Origin of the sequence: Deinococcus aerius (genome assembly GCF_002897375.1) — a bacterium.
Taxonomy (GTDB): Bacteria; Deinococcota; Deinococci; order Deinococcales; family Deinococcaceae; genus Deinococcus; species Deinococcus aerius.
The window spans coordinates 100,834-124,522 of the sequence record NZ_BFAG01000010.1 but is presented as its reverse complement, the minus strand read 5'-3'; the positions used below and the strand labels follow the sequence as shown (position 1 = coordinate 124,522).

Annotated in this window: 18 protein-coding genes; 15 read left to right on the top strand and 3 right to left on the bottom strand. The window is 72.9% G+C overall.

Annotation, left to right across the window (positions count from 1 at the left end):
• Positions 1-7 precede the first annotated feature (7 nt).
• A complete protein-coding gene (locus tag DAERI_RS14255; protein ID WP_103130097.1) occupies positions 8-238 on the bottom strand; it encodes a hypothetical protein in 231 nt (76 codons plus the stop codon).
• Between the two features lie 47 nt (positions 239-285).
• Entirely contained in the window at positions 286-681 is a 396-nt protein-coding gene (locus tag DAERI_RS14250) for a hypothetical protein (RefSeq protein ID WP_103130096.1), read from the bottom strand.
• Positions 682-764: 83 nt separating this feature from the next.
• Here DAERI_RS14250 and DAERI_RS14245 point away from each other — a divergent pair, with 83 nt between their 5' ends.
• The 10 genes from DAERI_RS14245 to DAERI_RS14200 all read left to right on the top strand — a co-directional run bounded on the left by DAERI_RS14245 (position 765) and on the right by DAERI_RS14200 (position 14,797).
• A complete protein-coding gene (locus DAERI_RS14245; RefSeq protein WP_103130095.1) occupies positions 765-1,592 on the top strand; it encodes a hypothetical protein in 828 nt (275 codons plus the stop codon).
• A 171-nt stretch (positions 1,593-1,763) separates the two neighbouring features.
• Entirely contained in the window at positions 1,764-3,383 is a 1,620-nt protein-coding gene (locus tag DAERI_RS14240; protein ID WP_103130094.1) for a catalase, read from the top strand.
• 322 nt (positions 3,384-3,705) lie between these two features.
• Positions 3,706-5,010: an ABC transporter substrate-binding protein gene (locus tag DAERI_RS14235; protein ID WP_103130093.1), complete on the top strand. Its 1,305-nt coding sequence runs from the start codon at positions 3,706-3,708 to the stop codon at positions 5,008-5,010.
• A 235-nt stretch (positions 5,011-5,245) separates the two neighbouring features.
• Positions 5,246-6,187 carry a carbohydrate ABC transporter permease gene (locus DAERI_RS14230; protein ID WP_103130092.1) on the top strand — a complete coding sequence of 314 codons (942 nt, stop codon included), beginning with the start codon at positions 5,246-5,248 and terminating at the stop codon, positions 6,185-6,187.
• Between the two features lies 1 nt (position 6,188).
• Positions 6,189-7,073 (top strand): carbohydrate ABC transporter permease, encoded by an 885-nt coding sequence (locus tag DAERI_RS14225; RefSeq protein WP_103130091.1) that lies wholly within the window; start codon positions 6,189-6,191, stop codon positions 7,071-7,073.
• Positions 7,070-8,080: a glycoside hydrolase family 43 protein gene (locus tag DAERI_RS14220; protein WP_103130090.1), complete on the top strand. Its 1,011-nt coding sequence runs from the start codon at positions 7,070-7,072 to the stop codon at positions 8,078-8,080. Before DAERI_RS14225 ends, DAERI_RS14220 begins: the two co-directional genes overlap by 4 nt.
• Positions 8,081-8,099: 19 nt before the next feature.
• Positions 8,100-9,029: a glycoside hydrolase family 43 protein gene (locus DAERI_RS14215; protein WP_103130089.1), complete on the top strand. Its 930-nt coding sequence runs from the start codon at positions 8,100-8,102 to the stop codon at positions 9,027-9,029.
• A gap of 212 nt (positions 9,030-9,241) precedes the next feature.
• Entirely contained in the window at positions 9,242-12,313 is a 3,072-nt protein-coding gene (locus DAERI_RS14210) for an ATP-binding protein (protein WP_103130088.1), read from the top strand.
• A gap of 73 nt (positions 12,314-12,386) precedes the next feature.
• Entirely contained in the window at positions 12,387-14,366 is a 1,980-nt protein-coding gene (locus tag DAERI_RS14205; protein ID WP_103130087.1) for a GMC family oxidoreductase, read from the top strand.
• Positions 14,363-14,797 (top strand): FCD domain-containing protein, encoded by a 435-nt coding sequence (locus tag DAERI_RS14200; RefSeq protein WP_165794216.1) that lies wholly within the window; start codon positions 14,363-14,365, stop codon positions 14,795-14,797. The genes DAERI_RS14205 and DAERI_RS14200 overlap by 4 nt, the downstream gene beginning before the upstream one ends.
• 524 nt (positions 14,798-15,321) lie before the next feature.
• Here DAERI_RS14200 and DAERI_RS14195 read toward each other — a convergent pair.
• Positions 15,322-16,092, bottom strand: coding sequence for a carboxypeptidase-like regulatory domain-containing protein (locus tag DAERI_RS14195; protein WP_103130085.1), 771 nt, complete (start codon positions 16,090-16,092; stop codon positions 15,322-15,324).
• A gap of 740 nt (positions 16,093-16,832) precedes the next feature.
• On the opposite strand from DAERI_RS14195, the gene DAERI_RS14190 reads away from it, so the two are divergent.
• The 5 genes from DAERI_RS14190 to DAERI_RS14170 all read left to right on the top strand — a co-directional run bounded on the left by DAERI_RS14190 (position 16,833) and on the right by DAERI_RS14170 (position 23,688).
• Entirely contained in the window at positions 16,833-17,210 is a 378-nt protein-coding gene (locus tag DAERI_RS14190; protein WP_103130084.1) for a hypothetical protein, read from the top strand.
• A gap of 68 nt (positions 17,211-17,278) precedes the next feature.
• Positions 17,279-17,965 (top strand): response regulator transcription factor, encoded by a 687-nt coding sequence (locus DAERI_RS14185; protein WP_165794215.1) that lies wholly within the window; start codon positions 17,279-17,281, stop codon positions 17,963-17,965.
• The gene (locus DAERI_RS14180) at positions 17,962-19,296 is read left to right on the top strand and encodes a sensor histidine kinase (protein ID WP_103130083.1); all 1,335 of its coding nucleotides are present in this window, start codon (positions 17,962-17,964) and stop codon (positions 19,294-19,296) included. The genes DAERI_RS14185 and DAERI_RS14180 overlap by 4 nt, the downstream gene beginning before the upstream one ends.
• A 565-nt stretch (positions 19,297-19,861) precedes the next feature.
• Complete coding sequence (locus DAERI_RS14175) at positions 19,862-22,030, top strand: heavy metal translocating P-type ATPase (RefSeq protein ID WP_235610401.1); 2,169 nt, start codon at positions 19,862-19,864, stop codon at positions 22,028-22,030.
• A gap of 146 nt (positions 22,031-22,176) precedes the next feature.
• Positions 22,177-23,688: an MHYT domain-containing protein gene (locus DAERI_RS14170; protein ID WP_103130082.1), complete on the top strand. Its 1,512-nt coding sequence runs from the start codon at positions 22,177-22,179 to the stop codon at positions 23,686-23,688.
• Position 23,689 lies beyond the last annotated feature (1 nt).

Sequence of the window (23,689 nt, the reverse complement as noted above, 5' to 3'; positions counted from 1 at the left end):
GGCCGGGTCAGTTGCCCTCGTCCCGCACCTGCTGCGCCGCCGCGAGAAAGGCGAGCGTGGCGGCCTTCTCGAAGTCCGGGCCGCAGCCCTTGGCGATGGGGACACCGGCCCGGCGGACCTCGACGCACTCCAGGCGGTCTCCCGACAGCACCCGGACATCACTTTCCCTCAGCTCGCAGTGTGCCTTTTTCAGGAAGTCCCACGCGCGGCCCAGGACCTCGTTTGCTGGGGTGTTCATGGGGGTCAGGGTAGGAGGGGGCGGGGGCGCCCGGCTATGGCATTTTCTCAGCGCGGCCTTGAGCGAGCCTTACGGGAAGGGCGCGGCGCTGGCTCCGGGGCGGCCCAGTCGGTCGCCCACCACACCAGGAGGTTGTAGGTGGCGAGGCCCAGGAAAAAGCCGCGGGCCCGGCGCTCGCCCGAGAACCCCGCGAGCCAGGGCAGCGCGTACTGAACGAGGACGCTGACGAGTTCCGCCCGGCCATGCCAGCGGAAGGGCACCAGGGGGACCACCCCCAGGGGCGTGCGGGTGGTCGTGACGGCGAGCAGGATGAGCGCCGCGAAGGTGTCGGCCAAGCGCAGCGGCGTGCCCCGCAGACCGGTGCGGCGCGCCAGGACGAACAGCGCGGGTGCCGTCAGGTAGTCCACCGCCGCGTGTCCCCGCCTGCCCCACAGCCTGCCCATGCCCCACCGTAGCGGCTGCCCGGCCCCCGATGTTGAGGATCAACCCAGCGTCGCTCCGCTGTGGCAGACTTGTCCCGATCCCCATGGTTCCCGTGCGCGCCGCCCTGACGGTCCTCGCCGTGCTGCCCACCGCCCTCGCCGCGCCCCCCGCGTTCCAGAACACGGCCTTCTGCCAGCGGTACGGGTGCGTGGCGGTCGGCAGCCTGACCGTCACGCCGGGCACCCGGTTGGAGCTGTACACCTTCCGCGGCCCCAGCCGGGCCGAGTTGCGGGTCTGGCGGGACGGGAGCGGGGTGCCCGGCGCCACCTACGTCCTGCACCGCCCGGAGGGGGGCGGCGGGGCGAAATTCCCGGTGATCGCGCAATTCCTCTCCGCCGCAGCCGGGGTGCCGGTGACGGAGCGCGACGTGCGGCGGGCGAGCCGCGCCTCCCCGGACGAGGTGCGCCGGGCGCGGGAGGAGAACGTCAGCCCGTTCGTGGTGCATCTGCTGCGCGGCGGGGCGGTCTACACGGTGCAGGTCGTGGAGGACAGCGGCGCGGGGCCCGACTGGTCCCTGACGGTACGGCTGTACCGCGACGAGCGCATTCCGCGCCTGCTCACGCTCGTTCCCGACGTGTGGGGCCTGAAGCCCGTGCTGAGCTTCCTGCGGGGGGGCGAGCGCGCCGCCTACGGCCTGGACCGCTGGCTGGACCTGACCCCCTCGCAGCGCGCCGCCTTCGACCGGCTGGTGGCCCGGGACGCGGCCTTCGTGCGGGCGAACGCGGCGGCGGGGGCGTCCTCCGATCCGGGGGCCCTGGGCGCCCGCATGACTGCCTTCCTGCGGGACCAGGACGCGGCCCTGCGCCGCCTGCTGGGCGGGCAGTACCCCAGCTTCCGCGCCTGGGTCCGCACGAACTGGGCGGCGCAGTGAGGCGCGCCGCGGCTTCGCTTTCCCTTTAGACAGGAAGCCGCCCGGTGGACAGGACGGGGCCGCGTCATTATGATTTTGGCGCCCAACGGGACCGGGAAGCCTTCAGCGGGCCAGAGTCCCGGCCCCACCGTTTCTCCCCGCCCCCGTGGCCGGTCCCACCCAGGAGACGCTATGAGCGACCACCCGCTTCCCGACCACAACACCGCCGCCGAGGGCGTGGGCGGCACCCAGGATTCCCGCATGGGCCAGGGCGAGCAGGGCCGCACCCTGACCACCCGCCAGGGGCACCCGGTTCGCAATAACCAGCAGCAGCGCACGGTGGGTTCCCGCGGCCCGGCCACCCTGGAGAACTACCACTTCCTGGAAAAGATCAGCCACTTCGACCGCGAGCGCATCCCCGAGCGGGTGGTCCACGCCCGCGGCGCCGGGGCGCACGGCTATTTCGAGGCCTACGGCAAGGTCGGCGACGAGCCCGCCAGCAAATACACGCGGGCCAAGCTCTTTCAGGAGCCCGGCAAGCGCACCCCCGTCTTCGTGCGTTTCTCCACGGTGATCCACTCCAGCCACTCGCCGGAGACGATGCGCGACCCGCGCGGCTTCGCGGTGAAGTTCTACACGGAAGACGGCAACTGGGACCTCGTGGGGAACAACCTCAAGGTCTTTTTTATCCGCGACGCGATCAAGTTCCCGGACGTGATCCACGCGCTCAAGCCCGACCCGGTGACCAACCGGCAGGACGGCGGGCGCATCTTCGACTTCATGAGCAATACGCCCGAAGCGGTGCACATGCTCACGCTGCTGTTCTCGCCCTGGGGCATTCCGGCGAACTACCGCCAGATGCAGGGCTCGGGCGTGAACACCTACAAGTGGGTGAACGACCGGGGCGAGGCGGTGCTGGTCAAGTACCACTGGGAGCCGCTTCAGGGCATCAGGAACCTCACCCAGCGCGAGGCCGAAGCCATTCAGGCGAAGAACATCAACCACGCCACCCAGGACCTGTACGAGGCCATCGAGCGCGGCGACTTCCCCCAGTGGGAGCTGTTCGTGCAGATCATGCCCGACGGCGACCACCCGGAGCTGGACTTCGATCCCCTCGACGACACCAAGATCTGGCCGCGCGACCAGTTCCCCTGGCTGCCGGTGGGCAGGATGACGCTGGACCGCAACCCCGAGAACTACTTCGCGGAGGTCGAGCAGGCGGCCTTCGGGACGGGCGTGCTCGTAGACGGGCTGGACTTCAGTGACGACAAGATGCTGGTGGGCCGGACCTTCTCGTACTCGGACACGCAGCGGTACCGGGTGGGGCCGAACTACCTCCAGCTCCCGATCAACGCGCCGAAAAAGCACGTGGCGACCAACCAGCGCGACGGGCAGATGACCTACCGGGTGGACACCGCGCCGGGGCAGAACCCGCACGTGAACTACGAGCCCTCCAGCATGAACGGCCTCGTCGAGGCCCCGCGCGACGTGATCGAGTACACCCCCTGGGTGGAGGGGCACCTCCAGCGCGCCCCCATCGAGCGCACGAACAACTTCAAGCAGGCGGGCGAACAGTACCGCGCCTTCGAGGACTGGGAGCGCGACGACCTGATTCAGAACCTCGTGGAGAACATCTCGGCGGCCACCCCTGAGGTGCAGGCGCGCATGGTCGAGCTGTTTACTCAATGCGACGAGGACTATGGCCGCCGGGTCGCCGAGGGGTTGGAGCAGGTCCGCCGGGGCCGCGAGGAGCGCGAGCGCGAGGCGGTGCAGCAGGCCGGGGAGCGCAGCCGGGAAGCTCAGCCCTACTGACACGGGCCAGCGGGGCCGCCAGGGAGCCTGTTCCCGGCGGCCCCGGCTGTCGGCCTCCCCGGAGAGGGGCGCCAAGGCCCGCGGCGGCGCACTGGGTGCCTCATCACGGTCCTGCCAGGATTAGCTCTGCCTAGAGGGGCCGTTCATGCTCTCCCGGCGCGGGCGGGAGCGTGTCAGTGGGGTTTGACGCCATTCGGGGCGAGGTGTAGTCTGCCAGACGAACACTCATCTATACCTCCTGACCGTTCGCTGCCCGCCGGATGTCCCGGTCTGGCGTTTCGCCGCCCCCGCGCGGGGCCCATTCCCCGGAGGATTTCCTGTTATGACCCACTCCCTTCGCCGCACCTCGCTGCTGGCCCTGCTCGTTCTCGGCGGGGCCGGGGCCCAGACCTACTCCGGCCCCAAGGTGCAGCTCACCTTCCTGCACGGCTTCACCGGCGCCGACCGCCCGGTGATGGAGCGCCTGATCGCGCAGTTCAACTCGGCGCACCCCAACATCCAGGTGCGCGCCCAGGCCCAGCCCTGGGGCACAACCTGGCAGCAGCTCCCCTCGCTGGTCGCCTCGGGCCGCGCGCCCGACGTGGTCGTGATCAACGAGGACCAGATCACCCAGTTCATCGCGCGCGGCGCCGTGTCCCCCCTGACCGACGCGGAGCTGAAGGCGGCGGCGATCAACAAGGCGCGCTTCTACGGCCCCCTGTTCAAGACGGCCGACTACGAGGGCAAGTCCTATGGGGTGCCCATCTCCTCGGTCGCGTACGTGATGTTCTACAACAAGGACCTCATGAACAAGATGGGCATCACCAAGGTGCCCACCACCCGCGCGGAGTTCCTGAAGGCCGCGCAGCAGTGTACGGCCGACAAGAGCGGCAAGAAGGCCGGTCAGGCGGGCTTTGACAAGGCGAACCTCGACACCTGGGGCGTCAGCCTGTACAACAACTGGGTGGGGTCGCGCATGGCCTACGCCGCGATCCTGCAAAACGGCGGCTCGCTCGTCGACAAGAACCTGAACGCCAACTTCAACACCCCGCAGGCGGTCGAGGCGGTGCAGTTCCTGGTCGACCTGGTGCAGAAGCACGGCGTCGCGCGCCCCAACTCCACCGAGGAGGCGGAACTCGCGGCCTTCAGCCAGGGCAAGGTCTGCTTCTTCCCCAGCGGGCAGTGGTACACCGACCGCTTCGAGCAGCAGAAGATGAACTTCGGCGTGGCCTTTGTGCCGCGCGTCGGCTCGCAAAAGGACGCCGCGTGGGGTGGCAGCAGCCACCTCACCCTGCCCAAGCAGCGCGCCGGGTACGACGCCAACAAGCGCCGCGCCGCGCTGGAGTTCATCAACTGGATGACGCTCCCGGCCCAGAATCTGACCTGGACGGAGGCGGGCAGCCTGCCCACCATGCCCGCCGTGGCGAGCAACCCCAAGTTCGCGGGCCGTCCCATCGCGGGCATCTTCCCCAAGCTGGGCTCCATCTACGCCACGAGCGGCTTTCCCTGGAGCGGCCAGGTGCTGGGCCCCTTCGACAACGCCTGGGCGAACGCCTACAGCGGCAAGCAGAGCGTGAAGGCCGCCCTGGACGCCGGGGTGAGCGAGTCGAACAAGCAGATCCAGCAGGCCCGCAAGTCCTTCCAGTAAAGCTTCTGACGGCCTGAATTCACCCAGCACGCCGGTCACGCGCGCAGCCCAGGACAAGCTCAGATGTCCAAAGTGGAGGCCGTGACCGGCGCCTTGCGCTTCCCCGGCCTCCCGCTCCCGGAAAGAAGAGGTGCCTGATGACCTCACACACCTTCCAGCACGCCCCCCGCGAGTGCCGCGCCCCCCGGTACTCGCGCCTGCCTTGCCCGCCTGCGGGCGCCGCGGGAGGCCGCCCATGAGCCTCAGCCTGCCGCGCGAGAATGTTCCGCCCCGCCGCAGACGCGGCGGCGAGAGCAGCGGCCTGGTGCCGTACCTGTACCTGCTGCCCTTCGCGCTGCTGTTTTTCGTCTTCGTGGTCTACCCGGTGGGGTACGGCTTCTACGTGAGCATGCACCGCTGGGACCTGCTCGCCGAGACGCGGCCCTTCGTCGGCCTGGAGTACTACCGCAACCTCTTCGACTTCAGCACTCCGCAGGCCCAGTTCTTCTGGAACTCGATGAGGAACACGGCCTTTTTCACGATCGTCAGCGTGCCGCTGCTCGTCGCCACGGCACTGGGCCTCGCGCTGCTGCTGTACCGGCCGATTTTCGGGCGGGCCTTTTTCCGGGCGGTGTTCTTCCTGCCGGGGGTGCTGACCGTCTCGGTGATGGGCATTCTGTGGCGGTGGATGTTCGACAACCAGATCGGCCTGGTCAACGCCGTCCGCACCGACATCTTCCACCTGCAGCCGCTGCCCTTCCTGTCCACCGAGGGCCTCGCCTGGATTCCGATTATCGTCGGCACCCTGTGGTGGACCATCGGCTTCAACATGACCTTGTACCTCGCCGCGCTGGGCAACATCTCGCAGAGCCTGTACGAGGCCGCCGAGATCGACGGCGCGACCGCCTGGCCCAAATTCCGGTTCATCACCTGGCCGCTGCTGGGCCCCGTCACGCTGTTCGTCTTCGTGACCACGGTGCTGGCGAGCTTCCAGCTCTTCGGCCAGACGCTGGTGATCACGGCTGGCGGGCCCAACCGCACCACCCAGAGCGCGATTCAGTACATCACCGAGGAGGCGTTTACCAACAACCAGTTCTCCAGCGCCTCGGCGATGGCGTTCATGTTCGGGCTGGTCATGCTGATCTTCACGTTCCTGCAATTCCGCATCATGGCGCGCGACGCCAGAGAGGGGAGCTGAGATGGCCGCACCCGCCCGTGACCTGCCGGCCGTCACCACCACGCGCGAGAGTGGGCCCCGCCGCCGGGGTCCGCGCGACATTCCGCGCTTCCTGCTGCTGTGCCTGCTCGCCGTGATCTTCCTGGCGCCGATGTACTGGATGGTCGCCACGTCCCTCAAGGCCGAGACGGACGTGATCGCCACGCCGACCCAGTGGGTCCCGCTGCGGCCCACCCTGGACAACTACCGCGAGGTGTTCACCTCGCCGGACGGCAACATCCTGCGCTGGATGTGGAACTCCTTTTTCGTGGCGAGCGTCTTCACGGTGCTGCACGTCGCCCTGTGCGCCCTGACCGCCTATCCCCTCGCCCGCATGCGCTTCAAGGGGCGCGACACGATCTTCTGGATCATCCTGGGCTCGATGATGATCCCCTGGGTCGTCAGCCTGATCCCGACGTACCTGATGATGCTGAAGTTCAACTGGATCAACTCGTTTCACTCGCTGATCTGGCCGGGACTGGCGGGGGCCTTCGGAGTGTTCCTGCTGCGGCAGTTCTTCATGGCCCTGCCCAAGGAGCTGGAGGAGGCCGCGCGGCTTGACGGGGCAAACTCGCTGCAGGTGCTGTGGCACGTGATCCTGCCGCTGAGCATCCCCGCGCTCGTCACGCTGGCCGTGTTCGCCTTCATGGGTTCGTGGAACAACTTCATCTGGCCGACCTTCGTGGTGACCGACATCGACAAGCTCACGCTGCCGGTCGGCGTGAACACCTTCTCGCAGCGCTACGTGACCGAGTACGGCAAGCTGATGGCCTCCACCGCCATCGCCAGCGTGCCGGTGCTGATCGCGTACCTGCTCGCGCAGCGCTACCTGATCTCGGGCCTGTCCACAACCGGGCTGAAGGAATGAGCCGCGCCCTGGCCCTCACGCTCGGCGCGCTGCTCGCCCCCCCGGGAATGCTGGCGGGCGGCAGCGGCCCCGCGGTCACCCGGCCCGCCGCGCCCACCACCTTCCGCAACCCGGTGATCGACGAGAACTTCCCCGACCCCTTCATCCTCAAGGTGGGGAACACCTATCACGCCTACGCGACGAACAGCGCGAACGCGAACGTGCCGCACGCGGTGAGCCGCGACCTCGTGCGCTGGGAGTTCGTGGGGGACGCGATGCCGGTGCTGGGGACGTGGGCGCAGGGCGGGCGGACCTGGGCGCCGGAGGTGGCGCGGGTCGGCAACCGCTACGTCCTGTACTACACCGCGCAGGACGAGGACAGCGGGCGGCAGTGCATCGGCGCGGCGACGGCGACCTCGCCCGCCGGGCCCTTCAGGGACAGTTCGGGCAAGCCGCTCGTCTGCCAGGTAGGGGAGGGCGGGAGCATCGACGCCAGCCCCTTCCTCGACACCGACGGCCAGCGCTACCTGCTGTGGAAGAACGACGGCAACTGTTGCAACCAGGCCACCCACATCTACCTGCAACCCCTCGACGCGACCGGCCTGCGGCTGACCGGCAAGGCGACCGCCCTGATCCAGAACTTCCAGCTCTGGGAGGGGAACGTGATCGAGGCGCCGACCCTTTACCGCCAGGGCGGCGTGTACTACCTGCTGTACTCGGGCGGGCCGTTCGACAGCGAGTATTACGCGGTGGGCTACGCGACGGCCAGCCGCATTACCGGGCCGTACCGCAAGGCCCCCGAGAACCCCATCCTCGTCAGCAAGGGCGCGGTGGCGGGACCCGGGCACCAGACGGTCGTGACGGACGGCGCCGGGAAAACCTGGCTCGCCTACCACGCCTGGACCGCCGGGCGGATCGGCGACGCGGCGGGATACCGCAGCCTGCGGCTCGATCCCATCACCTTCGCGGGCGGCAAGGTGACGGTGGCGGGACCGACCCTGACCCCGCAGCGGGCGCCGACGCCCTGACTCCCGAAAGGCACCACCGATGACCCATACCCTTCACTCCGGCCCACTGCCGCAAGACCCCCTGTATCCCGGCAACTTTGCCGACCCCTTCGTACTCCTGGTGGACGGCACGTACTACGCCTACGGCACCGGTCTCAACGGCAAGGCCGGGCAGCGGGCCTTCGAGGTGTTGTCCTCGCCCGACCTCGTCCACTGGACCTCGCACGGGGGGGCGCTGGAGCCGCTGGGCGACGAGGAGCAGGACTACTGGGCGCCCGAGGTCGCGCGCAATGGCGACACCTTCTTCCTGTACTACTCGGTGGGGCGGGGGGACAAGGGCCACCACCTGCGGGTGGCCAAGGCGTCCTCACCGCTCGGCCCCTTCGTGGACCAGGGGCTCAACCTCACCCCGGAGGAGCCCTTCGCCATCGACCCGCACCCCTTCCGGGCGCCGGACGGCTCGTGGTGGCTTTTCTACGCGCGGGACGACCTGACGGGCGAGCGGCCCGGGACGCTGCTGGCGGCCGCGCCGCTGCACGACATGACCCGGCTGGGGGAGACGCGCACCATCCTGCGCGCGAGCGGCGACTGGCAGGTGTACCAGCGCGCCCGCCCGATGTACGGGGCGGTGTACGACTGGCACACGCTGGAGGGACCCTTCGTGCTGTTCCGGGACGGGCGGTACCACCTGCTGTACTCCGGCGGCGCGTGGACGAACGAGACGTACGGGGTGGGGCACGCGGTCGCCGATCACCCGCTGGGGCCCTGGACCGAGCCCCAGCCCGGGGCGAACGTGCTGCGCACCGCCGGGCACCTGCGCGGCCCGGGGCACGCGAGCGTCACCCGGCGGGGCGAGGAGGACATCCTGGTGTTTCACGCCTGGAACGAGGAGCGCACCCGGCGCCAACTGCACGCCGCACCCCTGCGGTGGGTGAACGGGAGGCCCACCGCGCTGCCCGAACCCGTCTGATACGGGCTGGCTCTGATTCCAGAACATCCGGGAAAGCACCGGATGTTCTTCCGTCGCCGCCAGCCGTATGCTTTGCCACTCGCTCCGCTCGGCCCTCGTCTTCGACTCGCCGCCATTTCGCCTGACTCGCCGCGGCCCCGTCTCCGCCCCGACCTTCCGGGGGCGGGGATTTTTCTCCTGCGGGGGACGGGCGGGAACGCTAGAATCCGCCCATGAAGCCCAGCGCGGGGGCCGAGACCCTGCTCCCCTCCCACGCCCGCCCCCTCTACGACGCGCTGCCGAACCCGCTGTGGCTGGTGGACGCCTCCGGCAACCTCACGTTGGTCAACCGCGCGTGGCGGGCCTACACCGGCCGGGACGAGGCGGACGTGCTGGGGCGGGCCTTTACGGAGGTGCTGCACCCCGGCGAGCGCGCGGAGCTGCTGGGCCGCTGGCAGGCCGCGCAGGGGCCCGGGGAGGAGGTGGGGGGCGACCACCGGCTGCGCGGGGCGGGGGGCGAGTACGGCTGGTTCGCGCTGCGGGCCCGCCCTGCCCCCGAATTCGGCCCGGGCACCTGGGTCTGGACCGCGCACGAGCTGGACCGGGAGGAGGCCGCCCCGCGCGGGGAGCGGGGCGCGCTGGAGCGGGCCTACCAGGACGCCGAGCTGCTCGCGGCGCTGGCGGCGGCCCTGCAGGGCGCGGCGACCCCCGAACAGGTGGCCGAGCAGGCGCTGCGGCTGATCGGCCCGGCGCTGGGGGCGAGCAGCATGCTCGTCGTGCGGCTGGACGGGGAGCAGATCCGCCTGCCCACGATCTGGGGCGACACGCCGCCCGTGATCACAGCGCACATGACCCGCCCCGGCCTGACGCTCGCCGGGGCGCCCCTGCTGGCGCGGGCCGCGCGGGAGGGGCAGGGCGTGTACCTGGCGGACTACCGGGCGGAGCCGGGCACCCTGCCCACCTTTCCGTCCCTGGCCTGCGGGGTCGAGCCCATCCGCACACCGGGCGGCACGCTGGAGGGCTTTCTGGTCGTGTGGCGCCCGGTGGGGCAGCAGACCTGGGATCCCGAGGAGCGCCGGCTGCTGCGCCGGGCGGCGGGAACGCTGGGCCTGGCGCTGGAGCGCGCGGCGGCGGCGCAGCGGCTGGCCGAGGGGGTGGCGGCCCTGGACGCCTTCGTGGCCTTTTCCGAGGCGGTGGGCCACGAGACGGACGTGTACGCGCTGGCGCGGCGGGCGGGCGAGGTGCTGCGCGCCACCCTGGGGGGCGTGAGCGTGGCGTACTACGAGCTGGAGGGGGGGCTGTGGCGGGCGCGGGTGTGGACCGAGGACATCGCGCCCGAGACGGTGGAGAGCATCACCCGCGGCCTGCCGCAGGACGCCCCCAGCTTCGCGCGGGCGGTGGGGGGCCGGGAGCCGCTCTTCGTCTCCGGCTGGGACGCGGCGCGCGAGGAGGTGGCACACACCGAGGCCTACGGGGCGGTCGCCTTTTTCCCGTACTTCCGGGGCGAGGCGCCGCGCAGCCTGCTCGCGGTGGGCACCCAGGACGCGCGCACCTGGTCCGAGCGCGAGCGGGCCGTGGTGCTGGCCGTGGGCCGCAGCCTGGGGCTGAGCCTGGAGCGGGCGGACGTGGCCACCCGGCTGGCCGCCCAGAACGCGGAGCTGGAGGCCCGCGCCCGGGCGCTGGAGGGCTTTGCCGAGCTGACCCGGGACCTCAGCCTGCGGGCCGACCCCCACGCGCTCGTGCGGCGGGCCCAGGAGGTCGTGCTGTCCCTGCTGCCCCCGGGCTACGCCCTGTACTACGAGCGGGAGGGGGACCGCTGGCGCAACCGGGTGCAGGTGGGCGAGGTGGGGCACGCCGACCTCCAGGCCTTTATCGACGCGGGGCCGCGGGTCGGCGCGACCCCCAGCGTGGATATTCCCTGGGCCACCCGGCAGCCCTTCTACCAGGACGCCTACGCGCGGGGCAGCGACACCCCGGCCGAGCTGGTGCAGCACGTGAACGCCGCCGCCTCCCTGCCGGTGCTGCGCGGGGGGGAGGTGGCCGGGGTGTTCATCGCCGTGCTGTTCGAGGAGCGGGCGTGGACGCGCACCGACCGCGTGGTGCTGGAGACGGTGATTCGCAGCCTGGGCAGCGCGCTGGAGGCGGCGCAGGGGGTGGCGGACCTCGCGCGGCGCACCCGGGAGGTCGCCGAGTGGCGCGAACGCTACGAGGTGGCGGTGCAGGGGTCGGGCAACGTGCTGTACGACTGGAACGCCGCGACCGGGGAGATGGTGTATGGCGGCCCCCTGGAGGAGATCACGGGCTATACCCCCGGGGAACTCGCCCGCAGCGCGGACATGTGGATGGAAACCCTCGTCCACCCCGAGGACCGGGCCGCCTTCCGGGAGGAGGCGCTGCGGGTGATAGGCGAGCGCGGGGTCCTGCACACCGGCTTCCGGGTGCGGCGCAAGGACGGCAGCGTGCGCGAGGTCGAGACCGACGGGCACTTCGTGTGGAATGCCCAGGGCGAGGTGACCCGCATGGTCGGCCTGATCCGAGACGTGACCGAGCGCCGCGAGGCCGAGGAGCGGCTGCGGCGCTCCAACGAGGAGCTGCGCCGCTCGAACGCCGAGCTGGAGCAGTTCGCCTACGTCGCCTCCCACGACCTCCAGGCCCCGCTGCGGGCGGTCACGAGCTTCGCCGAACTCGCCCTCAGGCGCTACGGGGACAGGCTCGACGAGCGCGGCCAGCTCTACCTGCGCCAGATCGTGGAAAACGGGCAGCATATGAAGCGCCTGGTGGACGACCTGCTGGGCTTCTCGCGCCTGAACACCCGGCCGCGCCATCCCCGCGCCGCCGACGCCGCCGCTGTCTTCGATGGGGTGGCCCGGCGCCTGGCGGACGAGGTGGAGGAGGCGGGGGGGCGGCTGACCCGCGGGCCGCTCCCGTGCGTCCTCGCCGACCCGGCGCGGCTGGACCAACTGCTCCAGAACCTGCTCTCCAACGCGCTGAAGTACCGCCGCGAGGGGGTGCCCCCGCGGGTCCACGTGTCGGCCCGGCGGGACGGCGAGCGGTGGCGCTTTGCCGTGCGCGACAACGGCATCGGCATCGAGCCCCAGTATTTCGAGCGCATCTTCGTGATCTTCCAGCGCCTGCACGGCCGCGAGGAGTTCGACGGCACCGGCATCGGCCTGGCCGTGTGCAAGAAGATCGTCGAGCAGCACGGGGGGGAACTCTGGCTGGAGAGCGTGCCGGGGGAGGGGACCACCTTCTTCTTCACCCTGCCCGCCTGCCCGCCGGAGGGCCCGGGGGCAGAGCTGAGCTAGAGTAGGGGAACCGCACAATGTGTGGGGGCCCGGCGCCCACCGCCGGACCCTCCCGATCCCCCGGAGGACGCCCATGCCCCAGCCCCTCAGCGCCGCCCAGCGCCGGACCCTGCTCGCCCTGGTGGACACCTTCGCCCCCGCGCTGCGGCGCAGGGACGACCCCCACGGCTTCTACGCCACCCCCGGCAGCGCCTCGGGCGCGCACCGGGCCGCCGAGGCGTTTCTCGCGGAGTTGCCCGCCGAGCAGCGGGCGGACCTGGGGCGGCTGCTGGACGCCCTGGGCCGGGCCGGGATGCGGCCCTGGGTGCCCCTCGCCGCGCGCGGGGCGGTGCTGCGTGGGCTGAGCCGCCTCAGCCCGCAGGCCGCAGGGGGGATCACGGCGCTGCGGCGGTTATGCCTGATGCTGACCTACGCGGGGACGAACCCGGGGGCGCCCAACCCCTTCTGGCGGCAGTTCGGCTACCCGGGGCCGACCTTCACGGGCGGGGCCACGCAGCCCGACCTCCCCACCGTGCGGCCGGGGGACGGCGCCACCCTGGAGGCGGACGTGGTGATCGTGGGCTCCGGGGCCGGGGGCGGCGTGGTGGCGGGGGAACTCGCCCGGCGGGGTCTGCGGGTGGTCGTGCTGGAGGCGGGCGCGCAGTTCGCCGACGCCGAGCTGGGGAAATCCGAGCTGTGGGCCTATCAGAACCTCTACTGGCGGGGCGGCTTTACCCCGACCGCCGACGGGAACGTGTCGCTGATCGCCGGGCGGACCCTGGGGGGCGGCACGACCGTGAACTGGATGAACTGCGTCCCCACCCCGGACGAGGTGCGGCGCGAGTGGGCCGGGCTGGGCCTGACCGGGGTGGACGGCCCGGAGTTTGACGCCGATCTGGGAGCAGTGATGACCCGGCTGGGGGCGAACGACCAGACGAGCGAGTACAACGGCACCCACCTGCGGATGCTGGAGGGCGCGCGGCGGCTGGGCTACCGGGCGAGGAAGGCCCTGCGCAACGCCGACCCCGCGCGGCACGACCCCCAGCACGCCGGGCATATCGGCTTCGGGGACGCGACGGGGAGCAAGCAGAGCACCGTCAAGACGTACCTGAAAGACGCGGTGGAGCGGGGCGCGCGGATCATCGAGCGGGCCACCGCGGGGCGCATTCTCACGGAGGGGGGCCGGGCGGCGGGGGTGCAGGCCAGCGTGACTGGGGAGGACGGCGCGCCCCGGGCGGTGACGGTGCGCGCCCCCCAGGTCGTCGTCGCGGGCGGGGCACTGGAGACACCCGCGCTGCTGCTGCGCTCGGGGCTGGGCGGCCCGGCGGTGGGCGATTACCTGCGGCTGCACCCCTGCGGCGCGCTGACCGGGCTCTTCGGGGAGGACCAGCGCAACTGGTGGGGCCCGGCGCAGGCCGCCCTGGTGGACGAGTTCGCGGGGCGGACGGACGGGTACGGCTACCTGATCGAGACCACCCAGTACACCACCGGCCTGCATGCCGCTGCCGCCGTGTGGGAGAGCGGCGCGGCGCACAAGGACCTGATGGCCGGGCACGGCCGCAGCGTCACCCTGATCCACCTCACCCGGGACCACGGGCACGGCCGGGTGACGCTCGACGAGGGGGGCCAGGCGCGGGTGACCTACGCCGTGACCGACCCGGTGGACGTGGAGAACTTCCGGCACGGCCAGGCCACCGTCGCGCGGCTGCTGGAGGCCGCCGGGGCCGAGGCGATCTTCCCGCTCTCCGACCGTGCCCGGCCCTGGCGCCGGGGCGAGGACCTGGAGGCCTGGATCGCCGGGCTGCGCGCCCAGCCCATCGGCAGCGGGGGGCACGCGGTGTTCAGCGCGCACCAGATGGGCACGGCGAGGATGGGCCTGGACCCGGGCACGAGCGCCGCCAACCCGCAGGGTGAGTTGCACGGCACCCCCGGCGTCTGGATCGGCGACACGAGCGCCTTCCCGACCCCCTCGGGGGCCAACCCGATGATCACCTGCATGGCGCTCGCCCGCCGCACTGCCCGTTTCGTGGCCCAGGCGGCGGGAGTCAGGGCCGAGCCGCTGGGCGCGGATTGAACCCGGCTCCAGCTATACCCGGTGATCGAGGCGCTGGACGTGCTCGCGCTGGAGCAGGCCAGGCCGCGGCTCACCGGGAACCACCTGCGGCGCCTGGAGGAGGCCAACAGGCCAACGCCGACCTCGCGCGGGCGCTGGAGGAACACGACGACGCCCTGGCCCTCGCGGCGGACGACGGGTTTCACCAAGTGTGGGTGGAGGCGGCGGGCAACCGGGCCTTGGCCGAGGTGCTGGGGGGGCTCAAGCTCAAGTTGCGGCGGGTGGAACTCGCGTACGAAGCGCGCGGGGAACGCTCCCTGGGCGAGCACACGTCGATGATCGAGGCCCTCCGCGCCCGGCAGTGGGACCGGGCCGCCGCGCTGCTGCGCCGGAACTGGCGGGGCAGTCTGGAGCGATTGACCGCGCAGCGGGACACCGGGGCGGAGTTCTGAGGAGGGTCGTCCCACGGTGGCAGCCCGGCCTATTTCACACTAATCTGCCTTAGTGTGAAAACCACGCCTACTCTGGCAAGGCCTGCCCCTCGCCCCAGCTCACCATCCGGCGGATCAAGTCCGCAACCCCCGGGGAACGCTGCCCTTTCCTCCCCTTCCCGTACCCCTCGAAACGAGTCCGGGGCCCCTTCCTGGCCTTCCTGCGGGGCAGCAATATGAACAGCGTCCTAGACGCACTCCGGGGGCGCTTACTTCTGTCTGTAGAAGAAAGAATGAGGAATGATCGGTGCCCAACAGAATTTTGTGGAGGAGCGGCTGCCGGTTGACGCCGGGCCGCCCGCTCTCCGGGGGAAACGGTGCCTGGGGAGTTCGGCGGGATGCCGGGGACAGGAAGCCCGTCCCCCTGGGTGGGGGAGCGGCACATCTCCCCCACCGCCGCCAGCGGCTCCTGCATCCGTGCTGTCGTCCTGGACCCCCATACGGGCCAAGAGGGTATGACCTCTCCCCAGACTGGGCGCGGCGGGTTACTTGGCCGGGCGGGCGACGTACAGAAAGGCCCGGCCAATGCCGCTCACCTTGCCGTAGCCCAGACCGCAGTAGGTGGTGTTGGACTCGAAGGCGAGGTCCATCGTGGACGCGGGTTTGGCCTCGCCCATCAGCAGCGGAACGCGCGAGCCGTCCTTACGGATCTCGATGGCCGTTGCCCGGTAGTGCCCCAGCGGGATGTCGTACAGGAACTGGTCGCCGGGCCGCGTGGTCCTCACGAGCGTCTTCCCCGGCGAGCCGTCCACCAGGGGACCATCCGGCACCAGGGTCACCTCCACCCGCGACTCGTCCCAGTTCACGGCCCCCTCGTCGTCCCAGCCGGGGTGCAGCAGCCGCACCTCGCCACCGAAGTAGGCGTCCTCGCCGGCGTCGGGGATGGGGCCGCTGAGCTTCAGCTTGAAGTCGCGGATCGCCCCGGTCCTGCCGGAAAAGGGCTCGTAGCCCTCCTCGTTCACCGAGTCGGCGCGCAGGCAGAACTTCTGCCCCCGGTAGGGCATCTGGACCCAGGCGTTGGCGTAGTAGGGCATGTCGAGCAGTGAACTCACGGTGTATTCACCTCTGGCATTCGTCTTGACGTTGACCATGCCGCCCGTCAGGGCGGGCTCGATGCGGACAATGGCACCCTTGATGGGCTTGCCGCGGGTGTCCAGCACCACGCCCTTGACGGTTCTGGGCTCGGGCCCCCGAGTGGCGGCGAGGCCCGCACTGAGGGCCAGGAGGGAAAAGAGGGCGGGCAGGGTTCGGTTCATGGTTCGGTTTCCTTTCGTGTGGTCGGGTGGGCCCGGGTACTCCTTCGCCGGGGCGCGTCCCCGAACTGGACGCACGGTAGGAGGGGCAGCGTGACTGGAGGCTGATTGCGGCGGCGCCCCCGCGGCGGGGAGCCAGGGCACGTCGGCGACAGGCCGCCGCGTCCCGGCGGCGCAAAACCGCGGCCCCACGGGTGTCCGGCTTCCGGTCACGTCCGGGTCAGGCCGCCGCGCCCGCGGCGTACCGGGGCACCCCCGGGGGGAACCCGTGACCGCGACCACGACTCCCCACACCCCTGATCCGCTTTCAGGAGGGCCGGGCCGTCGTCACCCACGACACCGGGCCGCGACGCGAACGGCACCTTCACCCCGGGGCTCAGCCTCACCTGGCCCGGGGACGTGGCGCACCTGCCCGCGGGGTTATGGCGAGCCGTAGCATCCAGCCCGGCGGCGATCAGGCACTCGTCCAAACGGGGGACGAGTGCCCGCTGACCGCGCCCCGGCACACCACGGCGGGGTTGCCCCGCTTTCCGCACGCTTCCTTCGCCCGGCAGAACACTTCGCGTGCTTCATCCCGCTCCCGGAGGGTGCCCCCGCGAATCCCACCGGCGGCGCCCTCGTCCTGCTCGCCCCCTGGGCGCTGGCCCCCCACCCCGGGCGAACAGGTGGCAACAGGCCGGCCCGAGCGGCAGATTCAGGCCCCGCCCCCACTGCCGGGGGCGCGGAACCCTTATCGTCAGGGCATGGACGAGTTGCTGCGGCGCTGGGCGGAACTGGAACCGGGGGCGTTGGGGGAACCGGCGGGTGGGCGGCGGTCTGGCGGGGGACTGGAGGGGGCGCCGGTCCCGGTGTCCCCGGGCGAGGCGGACGAGCCGGCGGGCCAGGGGAGGCTGCTGCACGCCCTGTGGGACGTGATTGAGGCGCGGGGGTGGCGCTGGGTGATGCTGTTCGCCCCCGACGGGGAGGCCGCGCCGCCGTACTTGGCGCGCGTCTCGGCGCGTGAGGCGGGCGAGGGCCAGACCCGTCGGGGGCGGACCCCCGGGCACGCCCTGCTCGCGGCGTATGTGGCCCTGCTCGAACGCCAGTCGGGGAACGGCAGCCGGGCCGGGGGCGGGGCCTAAACCCCTGCGGGGGAGGGGGACCCGCGCCATTCAGCCGACCTTCAGCCTTCTCCCGCCACAGTACCCCCATGTCCAGCGACAAGCCGCGCGTGCTCATCGTGGAGGACGACCCGGGCATCCGGGACCTGCTCGAACTCGGCTTCCGGTACGAGGGCTACGAGGTCAGCAGCGCGGGGGGCGGCTCGGAGGCGCTGGGGCTGTTCTCGTCGGCCTCCCCGCACGTCGTGATCCTCGACCTCGGGCTGCCGGGGCTGGACGGCGGGGCGGTGCTGCGGGCCATCCGCGCCCGGAGCGGCACGCCGGTCCTGATCCTGACCGCCCGCGACGGGGTGGAGGAACGCATCGCGCACCTGCAGGGTGACGCGGACGACGACCTGGTCAAGCCCTTCGTGTTCGGCGAGCTCGCCGCCCGGGTGCAGGCGGTGCTGCGCCGCGCCCAGCCGCAGTTCGGCCGGGCGCAGCGCTACGCGGACCTCTGCCTGGACACCCAGCTCCGCGAGGCCACCCGGGGGGGGCGGGGGCTGGACCTCAACCCGCGGGCGCTCGACCTGCTCGCCGTCTTCCTGCGCTATCCCGAGCGGGTGCTGTCCAAGGCCGTGCTGCTCGACAGCGTGTGGGGCGCGGACTTCCTGGGGGACGACAACATCGTGGAGGTGTACGTCCGGCAGCTACGCCGGGCCCTGGGCGAGCCCGAGCTGATCCACACCGTGCGCGGGTCGGGCTACGCCCTGCGGCGGCGGGACGAGGCGGGGTGAGCCTCCGGGGGCGGCGGCTGCTGGCGCTGCTGGCCGCCACGCTCGTCCCGCTGGGGGCGTACCTGGGGCTGCGGGCGGGAAACTTCGCCCGCGAGCAGGCCGCCCGGTCGCTGGCGAGCCAGGTGGCGGTGATCGCCCGCGACGGCGAGGGGGGCGGAACGCCGACCATCCTGCAGTACGAGCTGTTCAACCTGGCGCTAACGTGCGGCACCTGGGGGCTGATCGCCACGCCGGGCGGGGTGCTGTATTCCGACAGCGGCCCGCACCCGCGCCCCCCGCCGGACGTGCTCGCCCGGGTGCGGGCGCGCGGGGCCGGGGCGTGGAACGGGGTGCAGCTCGCCCGCTCGGGGAACGCGGTGATCGGGCTCGCCGTGCGGGAGGACGAGGTGCGGGCCCTGGTGAGTGGCGTGCTGCTCGCCTACGGCCTGGGCGCCGGGCTCGCCCTCGCGCTCGCGGGGCTGCTGGGTTCGGCCCTGCTGCGGCTGGGGCTGGCCCCGCTGCGGCTGATGGCCCGGCGGGCCGAGCAGCTCTCTGCCGCGTCGCTCGACGAGCGCCTGCCCGAGACGGGGGCGCCCGACGAGGTGCAGTCCCTGGCGCGCAGCCTCAACCGGATGCTGGCCCGGCTGGACGACGCCTTCGCCCGCCTCTCGGCCGAGGAGGAGCGCACCCGGCAGTTCGCGGCGGACGCCAGCCACGAGCTGCGGACGCCGCTCGCCGCCCTCCAGGGGGGGCTGGACGTGCTGGAGCGGGTGGGGGACGACCCGGCGGCGCGCGACCGGCTCCTCCCGGGCCTGCGGCGGGAGGCCCGGCGGGCGGGGCGGCTGGTGAACGACCTGCTCACCCTGACCCGCCTCGACGCGGGCGAGGCCCTGCACCCCGAGCCCCTCGACGTGGCCGCGCTGCTGCGGGCCGTGGCGCAGACGGCGGCGGACCTGGCCCCCCACCTCCGCTTTCACGTGGAAGCCGGGGAGGCCGAACTCCGGGCCGACCGGGCGCGGGTAGAGGGCGCCCTGTGGAACCTGGTGCGGAACGCGGTGGCCGCGACGCCGCCCGGGGCAACAGTTACCCTGCGGGCCCGGGAGGAGCCGGGCCAGGTCACGGTCAGTGTCGTGAACCCCGGCGAGCTGCCCCCCGACTTCCTGGAGCGCATGTTCGGGCGCTTCGTGCGCGGCGCGGCGGGCGGGGAGGGCAGCGGGCTGGGCCTCGCCATCGTGCGGGCGACCGCGCGGGCCCACGGCGGCGACGCCTTCGCGCGCAACACGGGCCAGGGGCCGGAGGTGGGGTTCACCCTGCCGGGGAGCGTTCAGCGCCCGTTCAGCGGGGCGCCCTGAGCCCTTCAGCGCGCGGGCCTACGCTGCCCCCCGAAGGGCGAGAAGGCTCGCCCGGAAGGAGAAAGGGATGAAACAGGTTTTCCTCACCACGTTGCTGCTGGGGCTGGGTGGCGGCGCCCTCGCGGGGAACCAGCCCCAGTCCGGCCTCCCCCAGGTCCCGGGTCAGGCGGCGCCCAGTGTTCCCGCCCCCGGACAGGCGCACCCGGTGCCCGGCAGGTGCCGCGTGCCCCCCGCGCACCCGCTCCCGGCACCCGGTGCGCCCCCTCGCCGACGGGCCGCGCGGCGCCCGCGCCGCTCCCCGGACAGGCGGGGGCCGTGCCCGGGACGCCCGCCCCCCTGGCTCAACCCGGCCTGACGCCGCCCGCGCCGCAGGGGGCCGTTCCCGGTGTGCCTCTTCCCCCGGCGGAATTTGACCGGAAGAGCGGGCAACTCCCGGAGGACCGCGGGCCGCCCGCCCGGCCAGGGCCCCGACCCTGACTCGGCCGCCGGAACGCGCCCGGCGGCCCGGAGAAATCACCCGGCGGCGTGCGGAATAGCTGAATACCTGCTCAGGTATACTGGCGGCATGTCCCGTCCCGCCGCGGCCCCCCCCTCCCCCGCTTCCTGGCCGGAGCTGCGCTACCTCGTGGACGGGATGGACTGCGCCTCGTGCGTGCAGAAGGTCGAGCGGGCGGTGTCGCGCCTGCCCGGCGCCCACGACGTGCAGCCGAGCTTCACCACCCAGACGCTGCGCCTGCGCCTGGACGAGAGCCGGACAAGCCGCACGGCCCTGGAGGAGGAGCTGCGCGCCCTGGGCTACACGCCGCACACGCTGACCCCGCCGGGGGAGGCCTCCCCGGCCCTTCCCGCCCGCGCGCCCTGGTACGCGGGCGCTCAGGGGCGGCTGGTGCTTTCCAGCGGGGCGCTGCTCGTCCTCGCGTGGCTGGTCTCGCTCGCCGCGCCGGGGGTGGGAGCGTGGGGGTACGTCGCCGCCACGCTCGTCGGCACGTGGCCGCTCGCCCGGCAGGCCATCGCGTCGGCGCGCTCGGGCGATCCCTTCTCCATGGGCACGCTCGTCACGCTCGCGGCGCTGGGCGCCCTGCTGATCGGCGCGGCGGCGGAGGGGGCGGCGGTCGTGTTCCTCTTCGCGGTGGGCGAGCTGCTGGAGGGCGTGGCGGCGGGCCGGGCGCGGGCGGGGGTGCGGGCGCTGGTGGAGCTGACGCCGAGAACGGCCCTGCGGCTGGACGGCGGCGAGGTCACCGAGGTGAGCGCGGGGAGCCTGCGGGTCGGCGAGCGGATTCAGGTGCGGCCCGGGGCGCGCGTCCCCGCCGACGGGGTGATCGAGACGGGGTGTTCGGACCTCGACGACAGCCCGGTGACGGGCGAGAGCGTGCCCGTGGGCAAGGGCGTGGGCGATCCCGTGTACGCCGGGAGCGTGAACGGGGGCGGGCTGCTCACCGTGCGGGTCGAGCGGGAGGCGAGCGACAACACGGTGGCGCGCATCCTCCACCTCGTCGAGGAGGCGGAGGCGAGCCGCGCCCCCACCGCCCGGCTGATCGACCGCTTCAGCCGGGTGTACACACCGTTCGTGGTGGCGGTGAGCGCCGGGGTCGCCCTGCTGCCCCCGCTGCTCGCCGGGGCCGAGTGGCACCCCTGGCTCTACCGCGGCCTGAGCCTGCTCCTGATCGGCTGCCCCTGCGCGCTCGTGCTGTCGGTGCCCGCCGCGATCACGAGCGCCCTCGCCGCCGGAACCCGGCGCGGCCTGCTCGTCAAGGGGGGGGCGGCACTGGAGACACTGGGACGGGTGCGGACGGTCGCCTTTGACAAGACGGGCACGCTGACCGCCGGGCGCCCGGCCCTGACCGACATCCGGCCCCTGGCCGGTGGGGACGAGCGGGAGGGGCTGCGGCTCGCCGCCGGGGTGGAGGCGGGCAGCGACCACCCCCTCGCCCGCGCGGTCGTGGAGCGGGCCCGGCGGGAGGGATGGGCTGTGCCCGCCGCCCGCGACGGGCGGGCGCTGCCGGGCCGGGGGGTGAGCGCCGTGGTGGAGGGCCGGGTCCTGCACGTCGTCTCGCCGGGGCACGCGCGGGAGCAGGGCTGGCTGACGGGGGAGGCGGAGGCCGGACTCGGCACGCTGGAGGCCGAGGGGAAGACGGCCGCGCTGCTGGTCGAGACGCCCCCCGGCGCCCCGGCGCGGGGCCTCGCCCTGCTCGCGCTGCGGGACGAGGCGCGGCCGGACGCGGCGGAGGCGGTGGCGCGGCTGCGCGCCCTGGGCCTGCGCCCCGTGATGCTGACGGGCGACAACCCGCGCACGGCGGCGGCCATCGCCGCGCCGCTGGGGCTGGAGGTCCGCGCCGGGCTGCGGCCCGAGGACAAGGGGCGGGTCGTGCGGGAGCTCTCGGCGCGGGGGGGCGTGGCGATGGTCGGGGACGGGATCAACGACGCGCCCGCCCTCGCCGCCGCGGACGTGGGGATCGCGATGGGCGGGGGCACCGACGTGGCGCTGGAGACGGCGGACGCCGCGCTGCTGCACGGGCGGGTGGCGGGGGTGGCCGACCTTGTCGCCCTGTCGCGCGCCACCCTGGGGAACATCCGGCAGAACGTCGCGCTCGCGCTGGCGCTCAAGGCGGTCTTCCTGGTCACCACCCTGCTGGGCTCCACCCACCTGTGGATGGCGATCCTGGCCGACACGGGCGCGACCGCCCTGGTGACCGCCAACGCCCTGCGGCTGCTGCGCTGGCGGGGCCGGGGCTAGGCGGCGCTGCCGGAACAGGCAGGGGGACTACCCGCCGCGGACACCTGCGCTCCGCTTGGTCGTCTCGCTTGTGGTTTGATGAAGACCCGATTGACGGAAAATTCCCATTGTGAGCGGACCCGGGGGCTTAGCTTAAGTTCAACTTCATGCCTTTCCTGACGCCCTCCTACCAGCCCGAGCTTGTGGCGCTGTCCTTTCTGATCGCCTGCCTGGCGGGGTACGCGACGCTGAGCCTGGCGGCGGGCGCGGGGGCGGCGCGGCGGGCGTCGTGGGCCTGGCTGGGCGGGAGCGCCCTGATCCTGGGGTTCGGCATCTGGGCCATGCACTTCATCGGGATGCTGGCCCTGAGGGTCCCGGTCCCGATGGCCTACGCGCTGCCCACCACCCTGCTCTCGTGGCTGGCCGCCGTGCTGGCCGCCACGCTGGCGCTGCACACGATCCACCGCCCGCGGGTGGGTCCCCGGGAACTCGCCCGTGGGGGCGTGCTGCTGGGCCTGAGCATCACCAGCATGCACTACCTGGGGATGCACGCGCTGCGCTTCGGCGGGCACGTGGAGTACGACCCGGGGGGCGTGGCGCTCTCGGTCCTCGTCGCCGTGGGGGCGGCGACCGCCGCGCTGTGGCTGGGGCTGCGGGTGCGCGTCACGGCCCCCGCGCAGCAGGAACGCTGGCGGCTGGGGGGCGCGCTGGTGCTGGGCCTCGCCATCGCCAGCATGCACTACACCGGGATGCATGCGGCGCACTTCCACCTGGACGGCATGGGCGCTGCCGGGGACATGCCCGGCGTCCTGTCGAGCTTGGGGCTGGCGCGGGGCGTGGCCCTGGTCGCCGTCACCCTGCTGGGCATGGCGGTGTGGGCCCTGCTGATGAACGAGCGGGTCACCTCGCACGTCGCCCGCTCCGCCGAGTTGCAGCGGCTCAACGGCGAGCTGGAGCGCCGGGTGGCCGAGCGCACCGAGGCGCTGGAGCACGCCCACGCCGAGCTGCTGGCATACGCGGTCGCCGTGTCGCACGAGCTGGCCGAGCCCACCCGCCGGGCCGCCGGGGTCACGCACCTGCTGGAGCGGGCGCTGGGCGACGCGGCGGACCCCCGGGTGCAGCGGTACCTGGCGCTGCTGCGCCAGGAGGTGGACAGCATGGGCACCCATGTGGCGCAGCTTAAGCAGCTCCCCTTCTTCCAGGGCGCGCCCGCCCGCTTCGAGGGGGTCTCGCTGGGCGTCCTCGTGCGGCAGGTCCGCAGCGACCTCGAACCGCTGCTCAGGGGGCGGCGGGTGCAGTGGGTCATGGACGAGCTGCCCCGGGTGCGCGGGGACACCATGCTGCTGAGGCTGGCCTTTACGGAGGTGCTCGCGGCGACCCTCGACGCGGCCGGGAACGTGCCCCAGCCCCGCATCGAGGTGTGGGCCGAGCGGCAGGAGGGCGAGGTCGTGGTGTCCGTCCGGCACGGCGCCCCGGGCGGGGAGGCGCCGCCCCGCGCGGTCCCGCTCGCCCTGCGCGCCGGGGAGCGCATCGGGCTCGCCAGCGCCCGGCGCATCCTGCACCAGCACGGCGGCAGCCTGGAGACGGAGCCCGGCCTGGTGCGGCTGCGCCTGCCCGCCGACCCTGAGGTGAAGGTCTGGCGGGCGGAGGGCGAGGCGGTGGTTTGCCAGCCCGCCTGAG